This window comes from Myxococcus guangdongensis (assembly GCF_024198255.1).
In the GTDB taxonomy this organism is placed as follows: domain Bacteria; phylum Myxococcota; class Myxococcia; order Myxococcales; family Myxococcaceae; genus Myxococcus; species Myxococcus guangdongensis.
On record NZ_JAJVKW010000013.1, the window covers coordinates 241,605 to 260,091 of the forward strand.

General features: G+C 69.4%; 16 protein-coding genes. 6 read left to right on the forward strand and 10 right to left on the reverse strand.

Going from position 1 to position 18,487, the window contains the following annotated elements; all coding sequences use genetic code 11:
* Nucleotides 1-6: 6 nt before the first annotated feature.
* On the reverse strand, nucleotides 7-4,050 hold the full coding sequence (locus tag LXT21_RS33845; RefSeq protein ID WP_254042356.1) for a DUF6531 domain-containing protein: 4,044 nt from the start codon (nucleotides 4,048-4,050) through the stop codon (nucleotides 7-9).
* A gap of 383 nt (nucleotides 4,051-4,433) precedes the next feature.
* On the opposite strand from LXT21_RS33845, the gene LXT21_RS33850 reads away from it, so the two are divergent.
* Nucleotides 4,434-5,207: a Coq4 family protein gene (locus tag LXT21_RS33850; protein ID WP_254042357.1), complete on the forward strand. Its 774-nt coding sequence runs from the start codon at nucleotides 4,434-4,436 to the stop codon at nucleotides 5,205-5,207.
* Here LXT21_RS33850 and LXT21_RS33855 read toward each other — a convergent pair.
* Together LXT21_RS33855 and LXT21_RS33860 are read right to left on the reverse strand one after the other, a co-directional pair.
* On the reverse strand, nucleotides 5,195-6,097 hold the full coding sequence (locus LXT21_RS33855) for an SDR family NAD(P)-dependent oxidoreductase (protein ID WP_254042358.1): 903 nt from the start codon (nucleotides 6,095-6,097) through the stop codon (nucleotides 5,195-5,197). The genes LXT21_RS33850 and LXT21_RS33855 overlap by 13 nt on opposite strands.
* A 49-nt stretch (nucleotides 6,098-6,146) precedes the next feature.
* Nucleotides 6,147-7,118 (reverse strand): AraC family transcriptional regulator, encoded by a 972-nt coding sequence (locus tag LXT21_RS33860; protein ID WP_254042359.1) that lies wholly within the window; start codon nucleotides 7,116-7,118, stop codon nucleotides 6,147-6,149.
* A gap of 131 nt (nucleotides 7,119-7,249) precedes the next feature.
* Here LXT21_RS33860 and LXT21_RS33865 point away from each other — a divergent pair, with 131 nt between their 5' ends.
* A complete protein-coding gene (locus LXT21_RS33865; RefSeq protein WP_254042360.1) occupies nucleotides 7,250-7,918 on the forward strand; it encodes an SDR family oxidoreductase in 669 nt (222 codons plus the stop codon).
* A complete protein-coding gene (locus LXT21_RS33870) occupies nucleotides 7,918-8,694 on the forward strand; it encodes an SDR family NAD(P)-dependent oxidoreductase (RefSeq protein ID WP_254042361.1) in 777 nt (258 codons plus the stop codon). Before LXT21_RS33865 ends, LXT21_RS33870 begins: the two co-directional genes overlap by 1 nt.
* A gap of 16 nt (nucleotides 8,695-8,710) precedes the next feature.
* Here the strand turns inward: LXT21_RS33870 and LXT21_RS33875 are convergent, their stop codons facing one another.
* Nucleotides 8,711-11,323, reverse strand: coding sequence for an MXAN_6230/SCO0854 family RING domain-containing protein (locus tag LXT21_RS33875; RefSeq protein ID WP_254042362.1), 2,613 nt, complete (start codon nucleotides 11,321-11,323; stop codon nucleotides 8,711-8,713).
* Nucleotides 11,324-11,669: 346 nt separating this feature from the next.
* Between LXT21_RS33875 and LXT21_RS33880 the strand changes: the two genes are divergently transcribed.
* Nucleotides 11,670-13,262 (forward strand): PKD domain-containing protein, encoded by a 1,593-nt coding sequence (locus tag LXT21_RS33880; RefSeq protein WP_254042363.1) that lies wholly within the window; start codon nucleotides 11,670-11,672, stop codon nucleotides 13,260-13,262.
* 360 nt (nucleotides 13,263-13,622) lie between these two features.
* On the opposite strand, the gene LXT21_RS33885 is transcribed toward LXT21_RS33880, so the two are convergent.
* Genes LXT21_RS33885 through LXT21_RS33910 form a run of 6 tightly spaced genes read right to left on the reverse strand, consistent with a single transcriptional unit; the run spans nucleotide 13,623 to nucleotide 17,466 of the window.
* Nucleotides 13,623-14,948: a thioredoxin family protein gene (locus LXT21_RS33885; protein ID WP_254042364.1), complete on the reverse strand. Its 1,326-nt coding sequence runs from the start codon at nucleotides 14,946-14,948 to the stop codon at nucleotides 13,623-13,625.
* Nucleotides 14,949-14,975: 27 nt separating this feature from the next.
* The gene (locus LXT21_RS33890) at nucleotides 14,976-15,581 is read right to left on the reverse strand and encodes a DUF1801 domain-containing protein (protein WP_254042365.1); all 606 of its coding nucleotides are present in this window, start codon (nucleotides 15,579-15,581) and stop codon (nucleotides 14,976-14,978) included.
* Nucleotides 15,582-15,630: 49 nt separating this feature from the next.
* Nucleotides 15,631-16,158, reverse strand: a complete 528-nt coding sequence (locus tag LXT21_RS33895; protein WP_407667079.1) for a DUF1801 domain-containing protein — start codon at nucleotides 16,156-16,158, stop codon at nucleotides 15,631-15,633.
* The gene (locus LXT21_RS33900) at nucleotides 16,155-16,568 is read right to left on the reverse strand and encodes a DoxX family protein (protein ID WP_254042366.1); all 414 of its coding nucleotides are present in this window, start codon (nucleotides 16,566-16,568) and stop codon (nucleotides 16,155-16,157) included. Before LXT21_RS33900 ends, LXT21_RS33895 begins: the two co-directional genes overlap by 4 nt.
* Entirely contained in the window at nucleotides 16,565-17,137 is a 573-nt protein-coding gene (locus LXT21_RS33905; protein ID WP_254042367.1) for an SRPBCC family protein, read from the reverse strand. Before LXT21_RS33905 ends, LXT21_RS33900 begins: the two co-directional genes overlap by 4 nt.
* The gene (locus LXT21_RS33910; protein ID WP_254042368.1) at nucleotides 17,134-17,466 is read right to left on the reverse strand and encodes an ArsR/SmtB family transcription factor; all 333 of its coding nucleotides are present in this window, start codon (nucleotides 17,464-17,466) and stop codon (nucleotides 17,134-17,136) included. Before LXT21_RS33910 ends, LXT21_RS33905 begins: the two co-directional genes overlap by 4 nt.
* Before the next feature lie 125 nt (nucleotides 17,467-17,591).
* Here LXT21_RS33910 and LXT21_RS33915 point away from each other — a divergent pair, with 125 nt between their 5' ends.
* The gene (locus LXT21_RS33915; protein WP_254042369.1) at nucleotides 17,592-18,035 is read left to right on the forward strand and encodes a helix-turn-helix transcriptional regulator; all 444 of its coding nucleotides are present in this window, start codon (nucleotides 17,592-17,594) and stop codon (nucleotides 18,033-18,035) included.
* A 14-nt stretch (nucleotides 18,036-18,049) separates the two neighbouring features.
* Complete coding sequence (locus LXT21_RS33920; protein WP_046711974.1) at nucleotides 18,050-18,451, forward strand: VOC family protein; 402 nt, start codon at nucleotides 18,050-18,052, stop codon at nucleotides 18,449-18,451.
* Nucleotides 18,452-18,487 lie beyond the last annotated feature (36 nt).

An 18,487-nucleotide genomic window follows, 5' to 3' on the forward strand; every position in this document is an offset into this window, starting at 1 on the left:
CACCGCTCACTTACAAGGTTTGGGGCCCTGCTGTCCGTCCCTGTACCAGTTGCGCAGCCGCTCGTAGAATGCCCTTCGGCGACCCACGGCCCGAATCTCATTGCTGAGGGTCAGGCCCGAGTCCACCGCGGCCTCCATGGCCTCCTGCTCCGCCAACCGCAAGAGTCGTCGACCATCCCGGCCCGTCGCCCCGAACACATCCACGGCGATCTCCGTCGCCGCGGACCGGCTCGCGAGGCGATCCGCGCGGACGTGCTCACCCAGTCGCCTGAAGGTGTCCACCGAGGACCCGATGTATGTCTTCCCGCCCTCCACGAACTGGTACAGCCCGAAGAGCAGTCCGAGCGGGTCCAGCCAGATGAGCGGATCCGGCACATAGCCATACAGGTCCAGCCCGCCCTTCAGCCCCAGGAGGTCCTGGCTGAGATAGCGCCCCGTCGAGGGGTCGTAGTAGCGGAACCGGTTGTAATACAGCCCGGTCTCCGGGTCCTCGTACTGGCCCGGCCAACGCCAGGGGCAGGACTCCAGCGCCACGTCCGCCCGCCCCACCCCGAGGATGTCCAACTGCATCCGCCAGGCGAGCTCTCCCTGGTCGTCATACAGCTCGGTGGGCGTGCCGAGGTGGTCCGAGACGACGTGGAAGCAGCGTCCCCCCACCTCCTTCGCCACGGGCGTGAAGGTCCCCGGCTCCCAGTACCAGGTGACCTGCGCTCCGGTGTCCACCAACTCATGCACGACGACGTCACCATCCCAGATGAAGCGGGTCTCGGACGTCGTCGACTCGCCTTCGCCTCCGGCGTCGTGCACCGTCTGCTTCCGGGTGCGCCGCGCCAGGGCGTCATATTCGAAGCGCGTGCGCAGCCCGTCCGGGCGTACCACCTCCTTCAGGAGCCCCGCGCCGCTCCAGGCGTATCTCCAGGTCTCCCCGGTCGGCAGGCGCTTGAGCGTCACGTTGCCATCCAGGTCGTGCTCGAACAGGGTGCCGTCCGCCTCGCGAAGAAGACCTCCAGCCCCGTACCGTCGGTCCGTCCGCTCCGGGGTGCGGTAGAGGTTGCCAACGACATCCAGACCGCGGTGCACGCTCCCCCCTGCATCCCGGGAGCCCACGAGGCGGCCCCGCTCGTCATGCGCGTAGTGCCGCGTGCCAGACCTGGCGTCCCCCAGGGCGACCAGGCGGTCCTCGTGCTCCCATTGATAGGAGAGCGATTGCTGCTCTCGCGTGGCGCCCCGCGCCCGCTTCACGATTCGACGCTGGAGCGGCCGCCCTTCCTGGTCGCGTCGCCACCACACCTCGACGCCCCCAGGGAGCCGCCGCGCCGTCTCGCAGCCCGCCTCGTCCCGCTCGAAGCGGACCCCGGGCTCATCGACGTGCGCCTGCCCCAGGTGGAGTCCCTGGAGTTCTCCGAGTCCGTCGCGGAAGACGACCTCGCGCCCGCCCAGGGAGGTCTCCAGCAGGAAGCGCTGGCCCCCTCGCGCGTAATGGGAGGCCACGACGCACTCCCCCTGCCGCTCGCGAATGACGCGCCCGAGGACATCTCTTTCGAGAGCGACGGACCCTGACTCGCTCTGCGCCTCCATCAGCAGGCCATCCTGGCGATAGCGAAAGCGACGGAAGGCGCCGTCCGAGTAGGTGACCTCGATGAGCCGCCCCGCGACATCGTGGCGGAGGTTCTCCGAGCGCCCGCTGGGATGGAGGACGCTCACGAGGCGCCGGACGGCGTCATGGCGATAGTGCCGCTCCGCGCCGTCGAAGCCCCGCTCCCGCGTCACCTGTCCCAGGGCATCCCGAACGAGTTCGTAGCGCTCTCCCGCCTCGTTGACGACCGCCGTGAGCCACCCCTCCGTGTCGTGCTGGAGCAGGACCCGGGCGCCCGCCTCCTCGCGCCACGCGAGGTGATGGTAGCCCTCGTACCCCATCCGGAGATGCCTGGAGGGCCCCTGCTCCTCCACCAGACATCCCTCGGCGTCATACCGCCACTCCCAGGCCCCCGAGTGGGTCTCCACGCGCAGCAGACGGCCCAGCGGGTCGTGGGTCAGGCGCCCCTCGGCTCCGCCCGCATCCCGCCAATGGACGGGCCGCCCCAACCGGTCGAAGGCGACGTGCGCCTGGGCGCCGGTCGCGAGGCGGACCTGCTCGAGGTTGCCCTGGGTGTCGTAGCCAAACTCCGTCCGCGACGCTTCATCACCGTCGTCGACAGCCGTCAGCAGCCCGTCCTTGTACGCGAACCCCCGCCTCTGCCCCAGCGGGTTCACCTCCTCCAACAAGAGGCCGCGGTCGTCGTAGCGCCATGCCCAGGCGCCTCCATTGACGTCGATGGCCGAGAGCGGCTGGTTGGAGGCGTCGTACCGCACGACCTCCACGGCGCCCTCCGGCCCCGTCGTCCTGGTGCGATTGCCTCGGGCGTCGTATTCGTAGCGGGTGGTGTTGCCCAGCGGGTCGACCTCCGCCGTCTTGCGCAGGAAGTCGTCGTACTCGTAGCGGGTGACACCGCCCAGCGCGTCCACCACCTTCACCACCGCGTTCACCGCGTTGGCCTGGTAGGTCGTCACGTGGCCCAGCGAGTCCGTCACACAGGTGACGTGGTTTCGCGGGTCGTAATCCAGCACGTGGTCGTAGATGCCGCCGTCCCCCCAGGTCCGGACGCAGTACGCGTCAGCCCCCAGGCCGTCGTAGCCGAAGTAGAAGCTGAGCCCCGTCCGGTCCGTCTCCCGCACGAGGAGGTGCGCCTCGTAGGCGCAGCGCGTGACGTTCCCCAGCGCGTCATGCACCTCCACCAGGTCTCCCTCGGGTGAATACACATACCGCGCATGCGTGACCCAGCCGCGCTCGCGTGGACGCGGAAGCGAGACGCTGACGAGCCGGCCGTGCGGGTCATGCTCGAAGAGGACCTTGCGCCCTCCGCTGTCCGTCACCCACTCCAGGTTCCCATCCTGGTCATGGCCGAGCTGGAGGTGATGTCCCTCCCGCGTCCGCTGGGACACGAGGCGCGCCTGTCCGGTCCGGGTGTCTCCACGCACGGGCGCGAACACCCCCGTGAGGCCCTTGGCCGTCTCGACCTCCCAGTGCGACGCGCCCAGGCACCTCAGCGTCAGGCGATTGTAGGGGTCCCAGCACCGGTCCCCCTTGCGCATCACATGGTCCGGGAAGTCGAAGGTGTCGAACTCGATCTCCCGCCCATCTTCCGCGCGGTACACCACCTTGCCACGCTCCAGCCAGACCGCCTGGTCCAACGAGTGGCTCCACCCGTACCCCAGGACGGAGTCACGACCCGCCCAGCTGGAGGCGTAGTTGCGCTCGAAGCGCAGCGGCAGCGGACCGGGGAGCTCGAAGTCCGTGGCGGACGTCAGCACGCGCCCGGTCATCACATCCACCGGATGTCCCGTCAGGAAGCACACCGCGGAGTGCAGGAAGTTTCGCAGCCGCACGTTCCGGATGCGCGACATCAACCCGTGCAGGTGATTGGCCACCCACTTGGAGCGCAGGAGCGCGCCCAGCGCCTGTTGCCAATCAATCGCGGGCGGCCCGCCCACGAGCACGGGCAGGCCCTTGGGGATGGCGAGGACCATGGAGGACGGCAGGCGAAGGGGCTCGCTGCAGCTCATGGCCAGGTCCCCCAGACGCACGGCGTTCGACCCCATGAGGGTGACCGTCTTGGAGCCCATCATCAGCACCGCGTCTCCCGCGGGCTTGACCGGCGGGTCCGGCGGCGGCACCCCGTGCTTGCCAATCTTCGGCTTCGGCGCCTTGGGCATCGGGGTCCACATCGTCCCGGGCGGGATGACGATGTGGGGGAGCACCATGGAGTTCTTCACCTCCGTGCCCGTGTTCGTCGCGGGAACGCAGTTGACGAGGACCGGGCCGGTGGGCGGCGACCCCATCACCAGGCCCACCGCATTCGAGACGAGCAGCCCCGTCACCAGGCCCGAGGGGTCGTACACCATCCCCACGAAGGGATGCGGGAAGGGGGTGGGCACGAGAGCAGGCGTGGGGACCATCTCGAAATGGATGTCCACGCCAATCACCAGGTCGAAAAACGTGCTGGCAATCACCCCACCACCTCCGCGCTGGAGCGGTGGGGCGCGCAGGCATGCCCGAGGAGAGTCAACGCACCCCGAGCGCCCTGCTTCGTCTGGCGCCGAAACGCACGTGCAACGAAATCCATGAGTCGCCCCCCTTCGCCCGGGAATTCTCGGGCGACGGCCAGCCACCGCGAGCATGCACCGCGGGCAAACCCATCCCTGCTGTCAGGAGGAAAACACTCTCGACCGGGAGCACCAGGCCCCTCGGCTGACACGACAACCCGCCCCCATTGACGTGTCAGGCCATGCGCCTTGACGTGTAGGCCCGAAGCATCCTCCCTCGAACACCTCCCATCCCCCCGGAATGACAGGCAACGGGAGGGTGGCGCATCGTGTGCAAGTGGGGGGAAGGCATGCACTCTCGTGCGGACCGTCTGTCATTCGGAGCTCCCCTGGCGGAGCCGACCACGCTCATCGAGCAGGCCCGCGACCTGGTGAACCAGCGCGTGACGCTGGGAGAGGTCATCCCCGTCCTCACCCAGCCCGAGCTGCTCGCGGCCAGTGACGCCTTGCTGCTGTCGGTGCCCGGGTTCCGCGCGCTGCATGCCGAGTCCTGGGACCCCGCCCTCCCCGAACCCGAGGCCCTCGCCACCCTGCCGGAAGGCTCGTTCGGCCGTTGCTACGCGGCCTACATGGCGCACTACCGACTGTCTCCCGACTTCTTCCCCATCCAGTCGGAGCTCGACCCGGAGGCGACGCCCACCCGCTACGCCGTCCACCGGCTCAACAAGTGCCACGACTTCTTCCACGTGCTGGGCGCCTACGAGACGTCGGACGCGGACGAGGTCGCCATCCAGTCCTTCGTGTTCGGACTCGCCCCCTCCGCGCTCGCCCTGTTCCTGGCCGCCGCCTCCGTGCACCCGGACATCCTCCGCGACAGGTACAAGCACCTGCGCGACATCTACGAAGGGCGCATCCAGGCCCACGACTTCGTCCGGGGCGTCGCCGCCACCGCCCTCCTGGGCGCACGTCTGGAGTCCCTGCTGGAAGAGCCCCTGGACCTGCTGCGGCAGCGGCTCGGCCTCTGTGCGCGGAGCGTCTTGCGCCCCGGCCACCCGGGCGGCAACTCCTGCTCGGGCCGCTCCGTCCCCGCCTTCTTTCCCCACGCCACCGCTCAGGTGCCGTGAAGCTTCAGCATCCGCCGGCCCACCTCCGTGTCCGCGAAGTCCGGCAGCCCGTCCGCGTCCGTGCTGACGCTGAGCGCACGCTGGGCGTCGTCACTCTCCCCCATCTCGCGCAGCGTCAGCCTGGCCAGCGCATAGGCATCGCTCCCCAGGAGCAACCGTCGCGGCTGCTTCTCCATCGCCGCGAGCCGCAGCAACGCCTTCGCGGCCTTCTGGGGCACCCCCCGCGCGGCGCCGGGGTGGGCCCTCACGCTCGCGTTGAAGGCGCCCACCGTGCCCTGGTAGTCGGGCTTCGAGGGATGAATCGTCATCGACGCGCCCGCCCAATCCGTGGCGAAGCCACCCGGCTCGACGAGGGTCACCTGGATGCCGAGCGGCGCCACCTCGTTCATCACCACCTCGCTGAAGCCCGCGACCGCGAACTTCGCGGCCTGATAGGCGCTCAGCCCCGGCGTGCCGCCGCGCCGCCCTCCAATCGAGCTGATCTGCAGGATGCGCCCGTGCCGCTGCGCGCGCATCACCGGCAACACCGCCCGCGTCACGTGCACCACGCCGTAGAAGTTGGTGTCCATCTGCGCGCGGAAGTCGTCGAGCGCCAGGTCCTCCGCCGAGTCGATGTTGGCGTAGCCCGCGTTGTTCACCAGCACGTCGATGCGGCCGAAGGCCTCCACCGCCTCGCGCACCGCCCGCGCGGCCTGCTCGGGCTGGGTGACGTCGAGGGACACCGCCTTGATTCGCGCGCCGTGCTCGTGGACGAGGTCCGCGAGCGACTCGGGGTTGCGCGCGGTGGCGACGACGCGGTGCCCGGCGGCGAGCACGGCGAGGGTGAGCGCGCGACCGAGGCCACGCGAGCTGCCCGTGATGAACCACACCTGCGAAGTGTCTTGGGTCATGCCCTGAAGATGGTGCGTGAGCCCGCGCGCTCCAAATCCAGACGCGCCACTATCTCATCGAATCGCGCCAACGGTGCGGCGTGGTGCCCTCCCAGCCGCGGAACGCGCGCGTGAAGGAGTTGAGTTCCTCGAAGCCGAGCAGGAAGGCAATCTCGTCCACGCCCACCTGCTCGGTGCGCAACAGCCGCAGCGCCGTGCGATGCCGGACGTCATCGAGCACCTGCTGATAGCTCAGCCCGTGCTCCTCCAACCGACGCTGGAGCGTCCGGGCACTGAGCGCCAGCTCTCGCGCCACCTTCGCCACGCTGGGCCGCTCCCCCGCCATGCGCCGCGCCACCACCGAGCGGACCTGGTCGACGAGCGAGTCCTGCTCGACGGGCGCGAGCCGCTCGTCCAGGCTGGGGAGCAGCACCCGCAGCAGGTTGGCGTTGTGGGTGACGAAGGGCGTGGAGAGCACCTTCGCGTCGAAGACGAGCGCGTCACGCCGCGCCCGGAAGCGCAGCGGACAGCCGAAGAAGCGCATCAGCATCGGCTCGTCCGCGCGGGCCCGGAGAAGCTCCACCCGCTTGGGCGCCAGGGACAAGCCACTCCCGCGCTGCAGCAGCACCAGCAGAGAGGCCAGCGAGGCGTCGACGAGGCGCGCGGGCGCGGGGCTCGAGGCATGCAGATAGGTCGTGTGGACGGTGACCTCGCCCCCCTGGGTCTCGACGGCCATGTCCTTGGGGCCACACAGCCGCTTGTAGCGGGCAATCTTGCCCAGGGCCGTGGCCAGGTCCGGTGAGTGCAACGCGGCCAGCGAGGAGATGTCGTACTCGTGCACCTGCGTCTCGCGCGCGAGGCGCAAGCCGATGTCCGCGGGCGACGACTCCCCGAGCACCTCCCAGAAGCGGAAGAACTGCGCGGTGCTCATCGCTCCCACAGGAGGCACCCGCGCGGCGGCGGTGGCATGGGCCACGTTCGCGCCGAGCCGGGCAAGGCGCTCGCCCACATCGGGCGCGAGGTGGACGAAATCTCCGCTCATCGTCGAAGCGTAACGGGCACGACACTGCGCGCCCAATCCAATCGCGCCAATCGCGGAGGAACCCCGGCGTGACTGGACACTGCCCCGGGAGGACGCTGGTCCCGGGGCACGACCGTCCGTATCCGTCCGGCATGCGCGCTCGGAATGCAATCGTCGTCGGCGGAACGGGCACCATCGGCGCCGCCGTCATCCAGAGACTGAGGGCCGAGGGACTGCGCGTCGTCTGTGCATCCGTGGATGTGACCCGGGAGTCGCCCGAGTCGCTGCGAGTGGACGTCACGGATGAGGACTCCGTGAGGTCGCTGTTCGACAAGGCGTCCGAGGCGGCGCCCCTTCATCTGCTGGTCAACTGCTCGGGCTTCGGGGCCTTCACGCCCATCGAGGAGACGTCGCTCGAGGACTGGCGGAGGAGCCTCGAGGTGAACCTGACGGGGGCGTTCCTGTGCGCGCGCGAGGCGTTCAAGCGGATGAAGGCGCACGGCGGCGGGAGAATCATCCACATCGGCTCGGTGAGCGACCACCTCACCCTGTCCCTGAATGGCGCGTACGCGGCCTCCAAGCACGGCCTCCGGGGGCTCACCGGCGTGTTGAACGAAGAGGGGAAGGACCACGCCATCCGGGCGACGCTCCTCTCCTTGGGAGCCGTGTACACCGCCTTCTGGAGGACGCGTCCGGAGTTCAGCCCCTCCGACATGCTGTCGGTGGAGGACGTGGCCGAGTCCATCTGGGAAATCACCCGCAAGCCCTTGCACGTGCGCGTCGACGAGCTGCGCCTGGTCCCCTCCAAGGGAGTCCTGTGATGACGCCGTCCTCGAACGCGGACCTGGCGCTCGTCACGGGCGCCAGCCGGGGAATCGGCGCGGCCATCGCGGAGGTGCTCGCCGGGCAGGGGCGGCGCGTCGTCCTCCTGGCGCGCGACCCGGAGGCGCTGGCGCGGCAGGAGCAGCGGCTGCGTGCCTCCGGAGCCCAGGCGTGGTCCTTCGTGTGTGATTTGACGAACGAGGCCTCGCTGCACGCGACGCTCGAGCGGCTCGAGGCCACGCTGGGCATCCCCGGTGTCGTCGTGAACAACGCGGGCTTCGGTGGGCCCTTCCACCGCGCCGACGAGGTCTCCCGGAGCGAGTGGGAGGCCTTGTTCCAGGTGAATGTGCACGCCGTCCACCAGCTCTGCCGGTGGGTGCTTCCGCGCATGAAGGCGGCGAGGTTCGGGCGAATCATCAACATCGCCTCCTCGCTCGGCCTCTTCGGTGGGGCGCTCTCCTCCACCTACGCGGCCACCAAGCACGCGCTGGTGGGCTACTCCAAGTCCATCGGCGCGGAGTGGGGCGCGCACGGCATCACCTGCAACGCCATCTGCCCCGGCTACGTCGACACGGAGATGCTGGCGAAGGCGCCGCCCGCGCTGCGTGAAGCCCTGCTGCGGAGGATTCCCGCCGGGAGGTTCGCCACGCCCGACGAGGTGGCCCGACTGGTGGCGTTCGTCGCGGGCCCGTCCGGCGGCTACATCAACGGCACGACGCTGGTCGTCGACGGGGGATTGTCCTCCCATCTCGCCAACGACCTGCCGACCTTCTGATTCGACCGAGGCTCCGCTACGCCTTCTTCAGCGCGGAGACCAGGTCGCCCGCCCCCAGCCGGGTGACCTCCTCCGCGGAGGTGTACAGGAAGCGCAGGGCATACCCCTCGCTTCCCGGAGGGAGCGTGGGCACATCCGTCAGTCCCGCGAAGAGCGTGGGCGCCTTGCCGGGCACGAAGCCTTGCGCGGTGGAGTCCGCCTCGAGGGCCCGCAGCCTGCGCAGGAAGGAGGCGGTGTCCTCGCCCTCGGCCCGCTTCAGGACGGACACGGAGCCATCCCGACGCCGGACGTGCACGGTGCGGCTGCGCGCGGCGGCATGCAGACACGCCAGGTCCCACAGCGTGGGACGGGCGCCGGTGCCGAAGTAGGCCAGGGTGTCCTTGCCCAGGTGCGCGAGGCCGCCGCGTGAGCGGGCCACGCTCTGGAAGCCATCCTCGGGAGGGACCTTCACGTCCACCCAGCGCAGCTGCTTCTCGACGAGGTCGATGACGAGCGGCACCGAAATCTGCGCGCTCCCCTGCAAGTCGAAGCGCTGCTCCACCGTGCGCGCATCGAAGTGCTCGCCCTCGTCCCCGTCCCGGACCATGAAGCCCGCGAACGCGTCCTCCATCCGGTCGAACGAGACGCTGTTGAAGGAGAAGACCACGGGGATGGCATAGCGCACGCCCTGGGCGAGCAGGCGCTCCACGTGCACGTCCAGGAACTCGGCGCCCCCCAGCGGAGGAGAGCCCGACGTGACATCCCCCGAATGCACCGCGGCGTCGTCGTCCAGCCGCAGGTTGGTGTAGTCACACCGGTCCACCAGCCACCAGTTCTTGTCGTAGAGCGCCACCGACAGGTCCAGGTCCACGTACGTGTTCTGGGGCTCCGTCCAGTGGACGAAGAAGCGGAGGGTCTTCCCCTCCGGCACTGGCAGCAGGCTGCCGCGAGGCACCGCCACCAGCGCCTTCGACGCGGTCTTCTCCGCCATCGGCACCAGGAGGTCGGCGAGCGCCTCGTCGACCACCGCCTGGGGGAAGGGCGGCAGGGCCTCCGCCCGGCGCAACAGCTCCCGCTCCAGCGGCGCCACCAGCTGGCCAATCACATCCCCGGGGAGCAGCGGACGACGGTCCTCCATGCCCCAGGCGTGGGTGGCCTCGCCCTTGGGGAAGAAGATGCGCCGGGCGAACGGCTGGTGCCGCTTGCGCAGGTGCGCCGAGGCGGCGAGCAGCAACGCGGGCGAGGCCCGGGGCAGCACGGACTCGAGCGTCGCGAGCACCTCCGGCTCCAGCCGCGCGTCACCCGAGCGCGCCACCGAGAGCCGGCTCACATGGTCCAACCTGCGCAGCAGTTCGCCGGGCCGCTGTCGGAGCAGCCCCAGCGCGTCCGGAAGCACCTTCGCGCGCAGCGCCTCCTCGACACGCGAGGTCCAGGAGCGGAACTCCACGACGACGCCGCCCTCGACGTCGCGCGGCTGGAAGGACTCGGGATGTTCGCGGGCGAGCCCCAGCAACGTCGCGCCGAACGGCGTCTGTTCGGAGAGCACCGTCCCGCGCAGCACGGCGAACGCGAGCGAGACCTTGGGATGGCGCCGCCACTCCTCGAAGACGTGCAGCAGCCCGCCGAAGGCCTTCCACAGGCCCGGGTTGCGACCGACGTCCTCGGTGAGGTTCAACAGGGAGAAGCCCTCCATCATCCGGAGGACGGCGCGCCGCACCTGACGCGGAGGGCTCTTCAAGGGGACCTTGACGGAGAGGTCGGGGTTGCCACCCGCCCACGCCACCAACACGCGGAGCACATCCGTGGCGGTCTTCACGTGCGCCGCGGCGCCGGCCAGCACGTCTCCCGCCGTCCGAGGGTCCCGGAGCAGGAGCCCCACGATGAGCGCCAGGGTCTCCTTCACCGGGATGCGCCGAGGCAGCCAGCCCAGCACCCGCGGGCCGAAGACGGAGACGAGCCGCTTGAGGATCTCCAGGTCGCGAGGGCTGAGCACGGTGGACCGCGACGCCAGTCGCCGCATCAGCCCGCTCGCGGCGGCCTCGGGGTCCGTGCCCAATGACAACCGCGTCAGCTGACTCCGGCGCACGCTGTAGACGGACCGGGGGGGCGACACGAGCTGCTGGGGCTTCAGGAAGGGGTCTGTCGGCGACAGCCGTCGTCGGCAGATGGGACAGGCTGAGTAGTCCTTGCCGTCGAAGCACCGCTCACAGACCAGGTGGGCGCACGGAGACAGCGCGCGCACCGAGCCCAGGGTGCCGCAGTGGATGCACGGCTGCTCGGGGTTCTGGTACAGCCACGACAGCATGCGTTGCACGAACAGCTCATGCGTGTCGCGCGGGACGCTCTGGGGGAAGTCGCGGAACAGCGGGACGAAGGGGCGGTCCTTGCCCACGGTCGCGGCACAATTCTCGTAGAGGAACTGGCCGGTCGCGGCCAGGGCCTCGGAGGGGAGCGCGAGCAACACCTCCCGGAGCTCGCCCGCGAGCACATAGCCGACGCCCACCAGGTCCGCGTCCAGGGCGACCAGGGCCTCCTCTCGCGCCTTCAGCTGGCCGTCAGAGGCCAGTCCCGTGGGAGGAAAGACGAGCCCCGTGGTCCAGAGCAACAGCGCGGCGGAATCGCCCGTGAGTTCGAGCGAAGGGGCGCCCATGGTGACTCCCTGAGAGAGGGGAAAAGCGGGGCGGAGAGCGGATGAGCTACCTCATAGGAGTGAGAAGGAAGCACACCCAAAGCCGCCCCGCGCGGAACCCTACCAGGGCCCGTGGAGAACCGCCAACGAGGAAAAAGACGGGGGCATCGGACTCACGTCGTGCGGCAGCGAACCATCGCCAGACATCCTCGACGTTGAATTGACACCGTGAACCCGCCCCTCCCAAGGTGGGCCGTCGCCGACGCTGGCGACCTGGAGCACGTGAGGGTGTGGGCGGGCGCAATGCCTCTCACGCCCAGACACGCATCGCAGTCCATCGCGTCATTCCCATGCCGAGGATTGTTCCATGTCGAAATCCAACCCATCGAATGTATCCAGCCGTCTGCTCTTCACCCTCGCCACGCTCTGGGGCGTGCTCATGGCGCCCGCCGCCCAGGCACACTCGGCTGTCTATGGTGGTGGACCTTTCTACTCCGGGGGCACCGCGGTGATGAATGACCTGCGCGCCTCGGGGTTCACCACGGTGATTCTGTGGAGCTTCCACATCGAGGACAACGGCGACCTCGTCTACAACGACATCCCCGTGGTCCGGAATGGTGCGTACATCGGCGACGCGGCGTGGCCCACGCGACTGGCCACGCTCAAGCGGGCGCCCACGTCCGTCAACCGCATCGAGGTGTCCATCGGCGCCTGGAGCGTCCCAGACTTCGAGCGCATGGCGAGGCTGGTCAACGGCACCGCCACCGGCTGCGGCACCACGCTGGTCTGCGGCACCGGGAGCAACAGCATCCTGTACCGCAACTTCCAGGTGCTGAAGTCCATCACGGGCGCGGACGCGGTGAACTTCGACGACGAGAGCGCCTATGACCTCGCTCCGACGACGACCTTCGGGCAGATGCTGATTGGGCTGGGCTACAAGATTGCCTTCGTCCCGTACACACAGCAGACGTTCTGGCGGAACCTCCGGAACAACCTGGGGAGCGCCGTGGACCGCATCTATCTCCAGGTCTACGACGGCGGCGCGGGCAACAACCCGGCGAGCTGGAACACCGCCATGGGCATGACGGTCAGCCCGGGCCTGTGGTCCCGGCACGGCACCAACTGCGCGTCCGGTGACAGCCCTGCGTCGGTGCAGACCAAGATGACCAACTGGAAGGCCAATGCGGGCATCCCGGGCGGCTTCATGTGGCTGTACGACGACATCCAGCGGTGCTCCGCGCAGGGGACGAGCGCGCAGTACGCGGCGGCCATCAACGCCGCGGTCAGCGGCAACACGCCGCCGGTGGCGAACTTCGGTGTCACCGTCAGCGGACTCACCGCGACGTTCAGCGACGCGTCCACGGACGCCGATGGCAGCATCGCCTCGCGCAGCTGGAGCTTCGGCGACGGCACCACGTCCACCGCGACGAACCCGGCGCGCACGTATGCGAGCGGCGGGAACTACAACGTCACGCTGACGGTGACGGACAACGGAGGGGCGAGCCACAGCAAGAGCCAGACGGTCTCCGTCGGCACGGGCTTCATCAACCTGGCGCTGAACAAGCCGACGAGCAGCACCACGCCCTGCAACAGCAACGAGACGGCGGCGAAGGCGGTCAACGGCAGCGTCTCCGGGGGCACCACCGACAAGTTCTGCTCCCTGACGTCCCCGGCGTGGATGGATGTCGACCTGGGCTCGGCCCAGACGGTCAGCAGCTTCACCGTGAAGCACGCGGGGGCCGGCGGTGAGACGGCGACCTGGAACAGCAAGGCGTTCACCATCCAGACGTCGACCAACGGGACGACGTGGAGCACCGCCGTCACGGTGAGCGCCAACACCGCCAACGTCTCCACCCACCCCATCACCGCGACGTCCGCGCGCTACATCCGGCTCCACGTGACGCTGCCGACGCAGGACGCCTCACCCGCGATGCGCATCTACGAGTTCGAGGTCCGCTGACGCGCTGACATCCGCGCCGACCCGGAGGCACGTCTCGGGTCGGCGCGGGTAGCGCCTCGCTCCAGCTCGAATGGGCGCGTGACTCAGCCCCGGCGGGCCGCCAGCGTTCGTGGCGCGGCCTCCGCCAGCCCACCACGCTTCGAGGTGGCACGCCCGGCGAGCGCGCGGGCCCGCCTTCCCAGCATCGAGCGCGGAGACAGTAGGCCGCGAGGGCACCCCCCCCAACACGTCGTGCAGAAATGGCGCGTCCCGCAGGCGAAGGGGCGCCCCTCCTCAGCACCGCGCACGGACACAAAAGGGCCGCGAAGGGCTTCTTCCCCACTACAGGGGAAGACGTGGCGCGCTCGGCGGGCACGGGCGCTACTTCCCGGCGTCGAGCGCGGACAGCGCGGCCTTCACCGCGTCCACCGCGTACTGGGAGAACTCCCGCTGCATCCTGGGCAGCCGTTCCGCCTCCGCGAGCGCCGTCTCCAGGTCCTTGCGTGCCTCGTCCTTCCGGCCAGCGCGCTCCAGCGTCCGCGCCCGGCTCAGCCACACCGCGAGCCGGCGCCCTCCCTGGGCTTGCTTCAGCGCGCGGTCCGTCGCGGCGAGCGCTTCGTCATAGCGGCCAAGCTCTCGAAGGTTCGCGGCCACCCGTGCGCTGGCGGAGAAGTCGTCAGGCAGCTCGCGCTCCGTCTGGACGAAGAGCGCCAGGGTCTCCGCCAGGTGCCCGCTCGACTCCGCGGCGCCGTAGAGCGGCGGGTCCCACGCCGCACGCCCCCGCGCCGTGGTCTCCTCGGCGCGGTACGCGAGCACCTTCGCGTAGTACTCCTCGAAGAGCTTCCGAGCCCCTTCCTTGTCACCTCGCTCCTCGAGCAGGTCCGCCATGGAGCCATAGAGCCAGGTCTGCTCCTTCGCGTCGTTCTTCCGGAGCTGCTCGAAGGCCTTCTCGAAGGAGCCCTCCAACGCCTTCATGGCCGGCGCGGCCCAGGGCTTGGGCTCGTTCGCGTAGCGCGCACAGGCGTAGGCGGTGCTCGCCGCTCCCGCCCGTTCCCCTTCCTCGAGACGGGGGACCTCCTTCACCGCGTACTCCGCGCAGGCCTGGAAGGCCTCGGCGTTCCACAGGGCATTGACCGCGGACTCCACCGCCCGGGCCCGGCGGCTCCAACCCCTGGCGCTTTGCGCCACCGCCTCCTGGTACTTGCGCGCCGCCAGCTCATGCTCCCGCCTGGCATAGGCGCGGTCGCCTTCGAGCAGCAGCAGCTCCGGCCCCGACACCTGGGCACTCAGCGCACGCTGGGCATCGTCGAGCAGCGACAGGACATCCTCCAGCCCGGCGCCTCCCATCCAGCGCAGCGCGGGCGTCTCCGTCTCGGAGTCGAGCACCAGCAACGTGGGCAGGTTGTCCACCGGGAAGCGCTCGAGGAGCGGCTCGTTGATGGGGTCATCCACATCCACCGCGAGCAGGACGTAGTCCTTCGCCCTCGCGATGAATCCAGGCGCGGCGAAGACCTGCGCCTCCATGGTCCGGCACGGCGGACACCACACCGCGCCGAAGTCGATGAAGAGCGGCTTGCGCTCGGCCCGGGCCTGGGCGAGCGCCGCGGCGTAGTCGTTCTGGATGAACGCCGCGTGCTCGGGAAGGCGTGCTTTCGTGGTGGCGCAACCCACGAGGACCATGAGGCAGGCGGGGAGGAGCCGCTTCATGGGAAGCGACTCTACCACCGCAACGACTTACATCCGTTCGCCTGGGAGCTGACTGGCCTGCTTCACCCAGGAGACGAAGCGGGCCTCGTCGAACGCGTCGCCCTCGCGGATGTCGAGGTAGCGCGTGTCCTGGCTCTTCGACTCACCCGGAGGCACGGGACGCAACGACGTGCCCCGGAAGAAGGCCACCTTGATGTACTTCGCGAAGCAGTGGATGCCGAGGAACCAGCCCTGCCCCTCGACGCCGTACATCGGCGAGTTCCACTTCACCGCCTTGGACACGCTCGGGACGGTGCGCGAGATGAGCGCGTCGAGACGGGCACCGACCTCGCGCTTCCAGCCCGGCATCGCCGCGATGTAGGCCTGGATGGGCTCCTCACCGTAACCCTTCGCGATCTGCGGATTGCCCCCGGAGAGGAGGACTGGCGCCTTCGCCGGCGCCGAGGTCGCCTTGCGACCCGTCGTCTTCTTCTTCGTGGGCGCGGACGTCGCCTTGCGACCTGTGGCCTTCTTCGTCGTGGCCTTCTTCGCCGTGGGCGCGGACGTCACCTTGCGACCTGTGGCCTTCTTCGCCGTGGTCTTCTTCGCCGTGGTCTTCTTCGCCGCGGGCTTCCGGGCCGTCTTGCCAACCATGGTGCTCACTCCTGGATGACGGGGATGGGGCGCCATCACGCCCCGAACCCTATCGCTTCTTCGCCTTCGCACCGCTGGGCGTCGCGACCTTCTTCACGGCGCTCTTCTTTCGCGCCACCGGGGCCTTCTTCACCGCCGCCGCCTTCTTCGCCACCGGCGCGGCCTTCTTCACCGCCGGGGCCTTCTTCTTCGCCGCGCCATTCAGGGCCACGGCGGCCTTCACCAGCGCCTTGAACGCGCTCGCGTCGACCTTCTCCCCTTCACGGATGTCGATGGCCCTGCGCGCGTTGCCTTCCAGGCTGGAGTTGAAGATGCCCGTCGGGTCGGGGACGTGGGCGCCCTTGATGAAGGTGAGCTTCACGACCTTCTTGTACGACTCCCCCGTCGTGACAATCCCGTTGTGAGACCACACCGGAATGCCCCACTTCCACTCCTCGGTCGTCTCCGGGACGGCCTCGAGAATCAGCTTCCGCATCCGCGCCAGGGTCTCCCCCCGCCAGTCCTCCAGGTCGAGGATGCGCTGGTCGATGAGTCGCGACGCGACCTCCCCGCTCGCCTGCCCCTCTCCCTTCTTCATGAGTGACCTCCGGCCAGCACCGGCGCCTGGGCCGAGACCGGCGCCGCCTGCAGACGGCGCCAGAAGAAGTACGACAACCCCCAGAGCACGCTGGTCCCCACCACCCAACCCCACGCCTCCGGACCATCCCCCACCGCGCGATGCGCGATGAACGCGGAGGCCAGGTTGATGGCGAACCCCGCGTAGGCCCACTCCTTGAGCCGCGCCGGCACGGGCGCGAGCAGCAGCAACACCCCGACGAGCTTCGCCCACGACAGCTCCTGCCGGAAGTAGTCGGGGAAGCCCAGGTGGGTGAACGCCTCCGCCACCTGCGGCAGGCTCAGCTGCGCATACGCGGTGAAGCCGATCTGCAGGCAGAACACCGCGGTGACAACCCAGAAGCCGATGGTGATTCTCTTCGAGCGCGTCATGTTCCGCTCCTCGGGGAAGAAGGACGTCCAGGGACCTCGACTCCGAACTGCTCCGCGTACTCGGCGTGCAGCCGCTGCCAACCCTCGAACCGCATCGCCTCCGGGCCGACCAGGCGACCCAGCGGCTCGCCCGACAGCAGCCCCTCCAACACGTCGAAGCAGACGTGCCAGCCCGCAGCGCCCATCGCGATGAAGCCCCGGTGGATGTTGTGCCAGAGCGTCAGCCGCGTGCCGCCACTCTCGCGCGGCTCCAGCTCCCAGCGCACGTCGTTCCCACCCCAGGTGTACTCCAGCAGCTTCGGCGCCTCGGCCCGCTTCACCTGCGTCTCGGCGACGAGCGGCTTGGGCGCGCCCACCGTGGTGAGCATCGCGGTGCCCACCGCGCCCAGGCTCCGGTCCGAATCGAACGGCGCCCACTCCCGCAGCTGCTCGGGGTCCGTGAGCGCGTCCCAGACCTTCGCGGGCGGGTGGCGCAGGTCGCGCACGAGCACGAGCGTCCAGCGCTCGGCCTCCTTCTGGATGTGGGCTCCGGCCGCGCGGCCGGGCGTGTACTTCGCACGGTGAGTCATCGCTTCTTTCCTTTGCTGGAGGTCTGCTCCATCCGGTCCAGATGGCGCTCGAGCGCGTCGACATGGGCCGTCCAGAAGCGACGGAACGGCGTCAGCCACTCGTCGACCTCCATGAGCGGCTCGGGCCGCAGCCGGTAGACGCGTCGCTGGGCCTCGACGCGGGACTCCACGAAGCCCGCCTCACGCAGCACCCGCAGGTGCTTGGACACCGAGGGCTGCGACATCCGCAGCTCCCGCTCGATCTCACCGACGGAGCACTCCGACGCAGCCAGCAGGCTGAGGATGCTCCTCCGGTTGGGCTCCGCGATGATTCCGAACGAGGATTCCATGCCGGATATATACCCATCGATTCATATACCCGTCAAGGCATATACTAAAATATGACAGGACCTTGTCAGGAGAGGCTCGGGTTTGGGCTTCGGGTTGCCGCTCGCGCGACGTAGCCTCCGGCGCCATGGCCACCCCAGATGACGTGGCGTGCGAGCTCGCGGAGCTCGTGCGACTGCGGCGCGCCCGAGACCTCATGGACCGTGAGTTCGACAGTCCACTCACCGTGGAGTCGGTGGCCCGGGAGGCCGCCATGTCTCCGGCCCACTTCTCACGCCGCTTCCGGAAGGAATACGGCGAGAGCCCCTACGCCTACCTGATGACCCGGCGCATCGAGCGCGCCATGGCGCTCTTGCGGCGCGGGGACCAGAGCGTCACCGACGTGTGCATGGCGGTGGGCTGCTCCTCGCTGGGCTCGTTCAGCGCGAGCTTCACCCGGCTGGTGGGCATGCCGCCGTCGGACTACCGCGCGAAGGAGCACACCGAGGACCAGGTGCTGCCCGCCTGCATCCAGAAGGAGCGGACGCGCCCGCGCCGAGCAGGATTCGAGAAGCACCCTCCCACCCGTTGACCCACAGTGGAGCCATGACCCTCAAGCTCACGACCGTTCACCTGATTGTCGACGACCCGGACAAGGCGCTGCCGTTCTACCGCGACCTGCTGGGCCTGAAGCTCATCGGCGATGTCTCCCACGAGGCGTTCCGGTGGCTCACCCTCTCCCCTCCCGCGCAGCCGGACATCCAGGTCGTCCTGAGCCAGCCGCACGCCGGGCGCACGAAGGAGGATGGTGACGCCATCGCGCGCCTGCTCGCCAAGGGCACGCTGGGCGGCGCGCTCTTCAGCAGCAAGAACCTCACGGAGACCTTCGAGAAGCTGCGCGCCTCGGGTGCGGACGTGGTGCAGGAGCCCACGAACCAGCCTTGGGGCGTGCGCGACTGCGCCGTGAGAGACCCCGCCGGCAACCTCATCCGCATCAGCCAGGGCTGACCGAGCCCGCGCGCCCCTGTCGTCCCCACACCCCAC

Coding starts and splice junctions, on each gene's coding strand:
- LXT21_RS33870 (WP_254042361.1), top strand. CDS start 7,918: ATGACGCCGTCCTCGAACGCGGACCTGGCGCTCGTCACGGGCGCCAGC.
- LXT21_RS33875 (WP_254042362.1), bottom strand. CDS start 11,323: ATGGGCGCCCCTTCGCTCGAACTCACGGGCGATTCCGCCGCGCTGTTG.
- LXT21_RS33900 (WP_254042366.1), bottom strand. CDS start 16,568: ATGACGCGCTCGAAGAGAATCACCATCGGCTTCTGGGTTGTCACCGCG.
- LXT21_RS33920 (WP_046711974.1), top strand. CDS start 18,050: ATGACCCTCAAGCTCACGACCGTTCACCTGATTGTCGACGACCCGGAC.
- LXT21_RS33890 (WP_254042365.1), bottom strand. CDS start 15,581: ATGGTTGGCAAGACGGCCCGGAAGCCCGCGGCGAAGAAGACCACGGCG.
- LXT21_RS33855 (WP_254042358.1), bottom strand. CDS start 6,097: ATGACCCAAGACACTTCGCAGGTGTGGTTCATCACGGGCAGCTCGCGT.
- LXT21_RS33860 (WP_254042359.1), bottom strand. CDS start 7,118: ATGAGCGGAGATTTCGTCCACCTCGCGCCCGATGTGGGCGAGCGCCTT.
- LXT21_RS33865 (WP_254042360.1), top strand. CDS start 7,250: ATGCGCGCTCGGAATGCAATCGTCGTCGGCGGAACGGGCACCATCGGC.
- LXT21_RS33850 (WP_254042357.1), top strand. CDS start 4,434: ATGCACTCTCGTGCGGACCGTCTGTCATTCGGAGCTCCCCTGGCGGAG.
- LXT21_RS33910 (WP_254042368.1), bottom strand. CDS start 17,466: ATGGAATCCTCGTTCGGAATCATCGCGGAGCCCAACCGGAGGAGCATC.
- LXT21_RS33885 (WP_254042364.1), bottom strand. CDS start 14,948: ATGAAGCGGCTCCTCCCCGCCTGCCTCATGGTCCTCGTGGGTTGCGCC.
- LXT21_RS33905 (WP_254042367.1), bottom strand. CDS start 17,137: ATGACTCACCGTGCGAAGTACACGCCCGGCCGCGCGGCCGGAGCCCAC.
- LXT21_RS33895 (WP_407667079.1), bottom strand. CDS start 16,158: ATGAAGAAGGGAGAGGGGCAGGCGAGCGGGGAGGTCGCGTCGCGACTC.
- LXT21_RS33915 (WP_254042369.1), top strand. CDS start 17,592: ATGGCCACCCCAGATGACGTGGCGTGCGAGCTCGCGGAGCTCGTGCGA.
- LXT21_RS33880 (WP_254042363.1), top strand. CDS start 11,670: ATGTCGAAATCCAACCCATCGAATGTATCCAGCCGTCTGCTCTTCACC.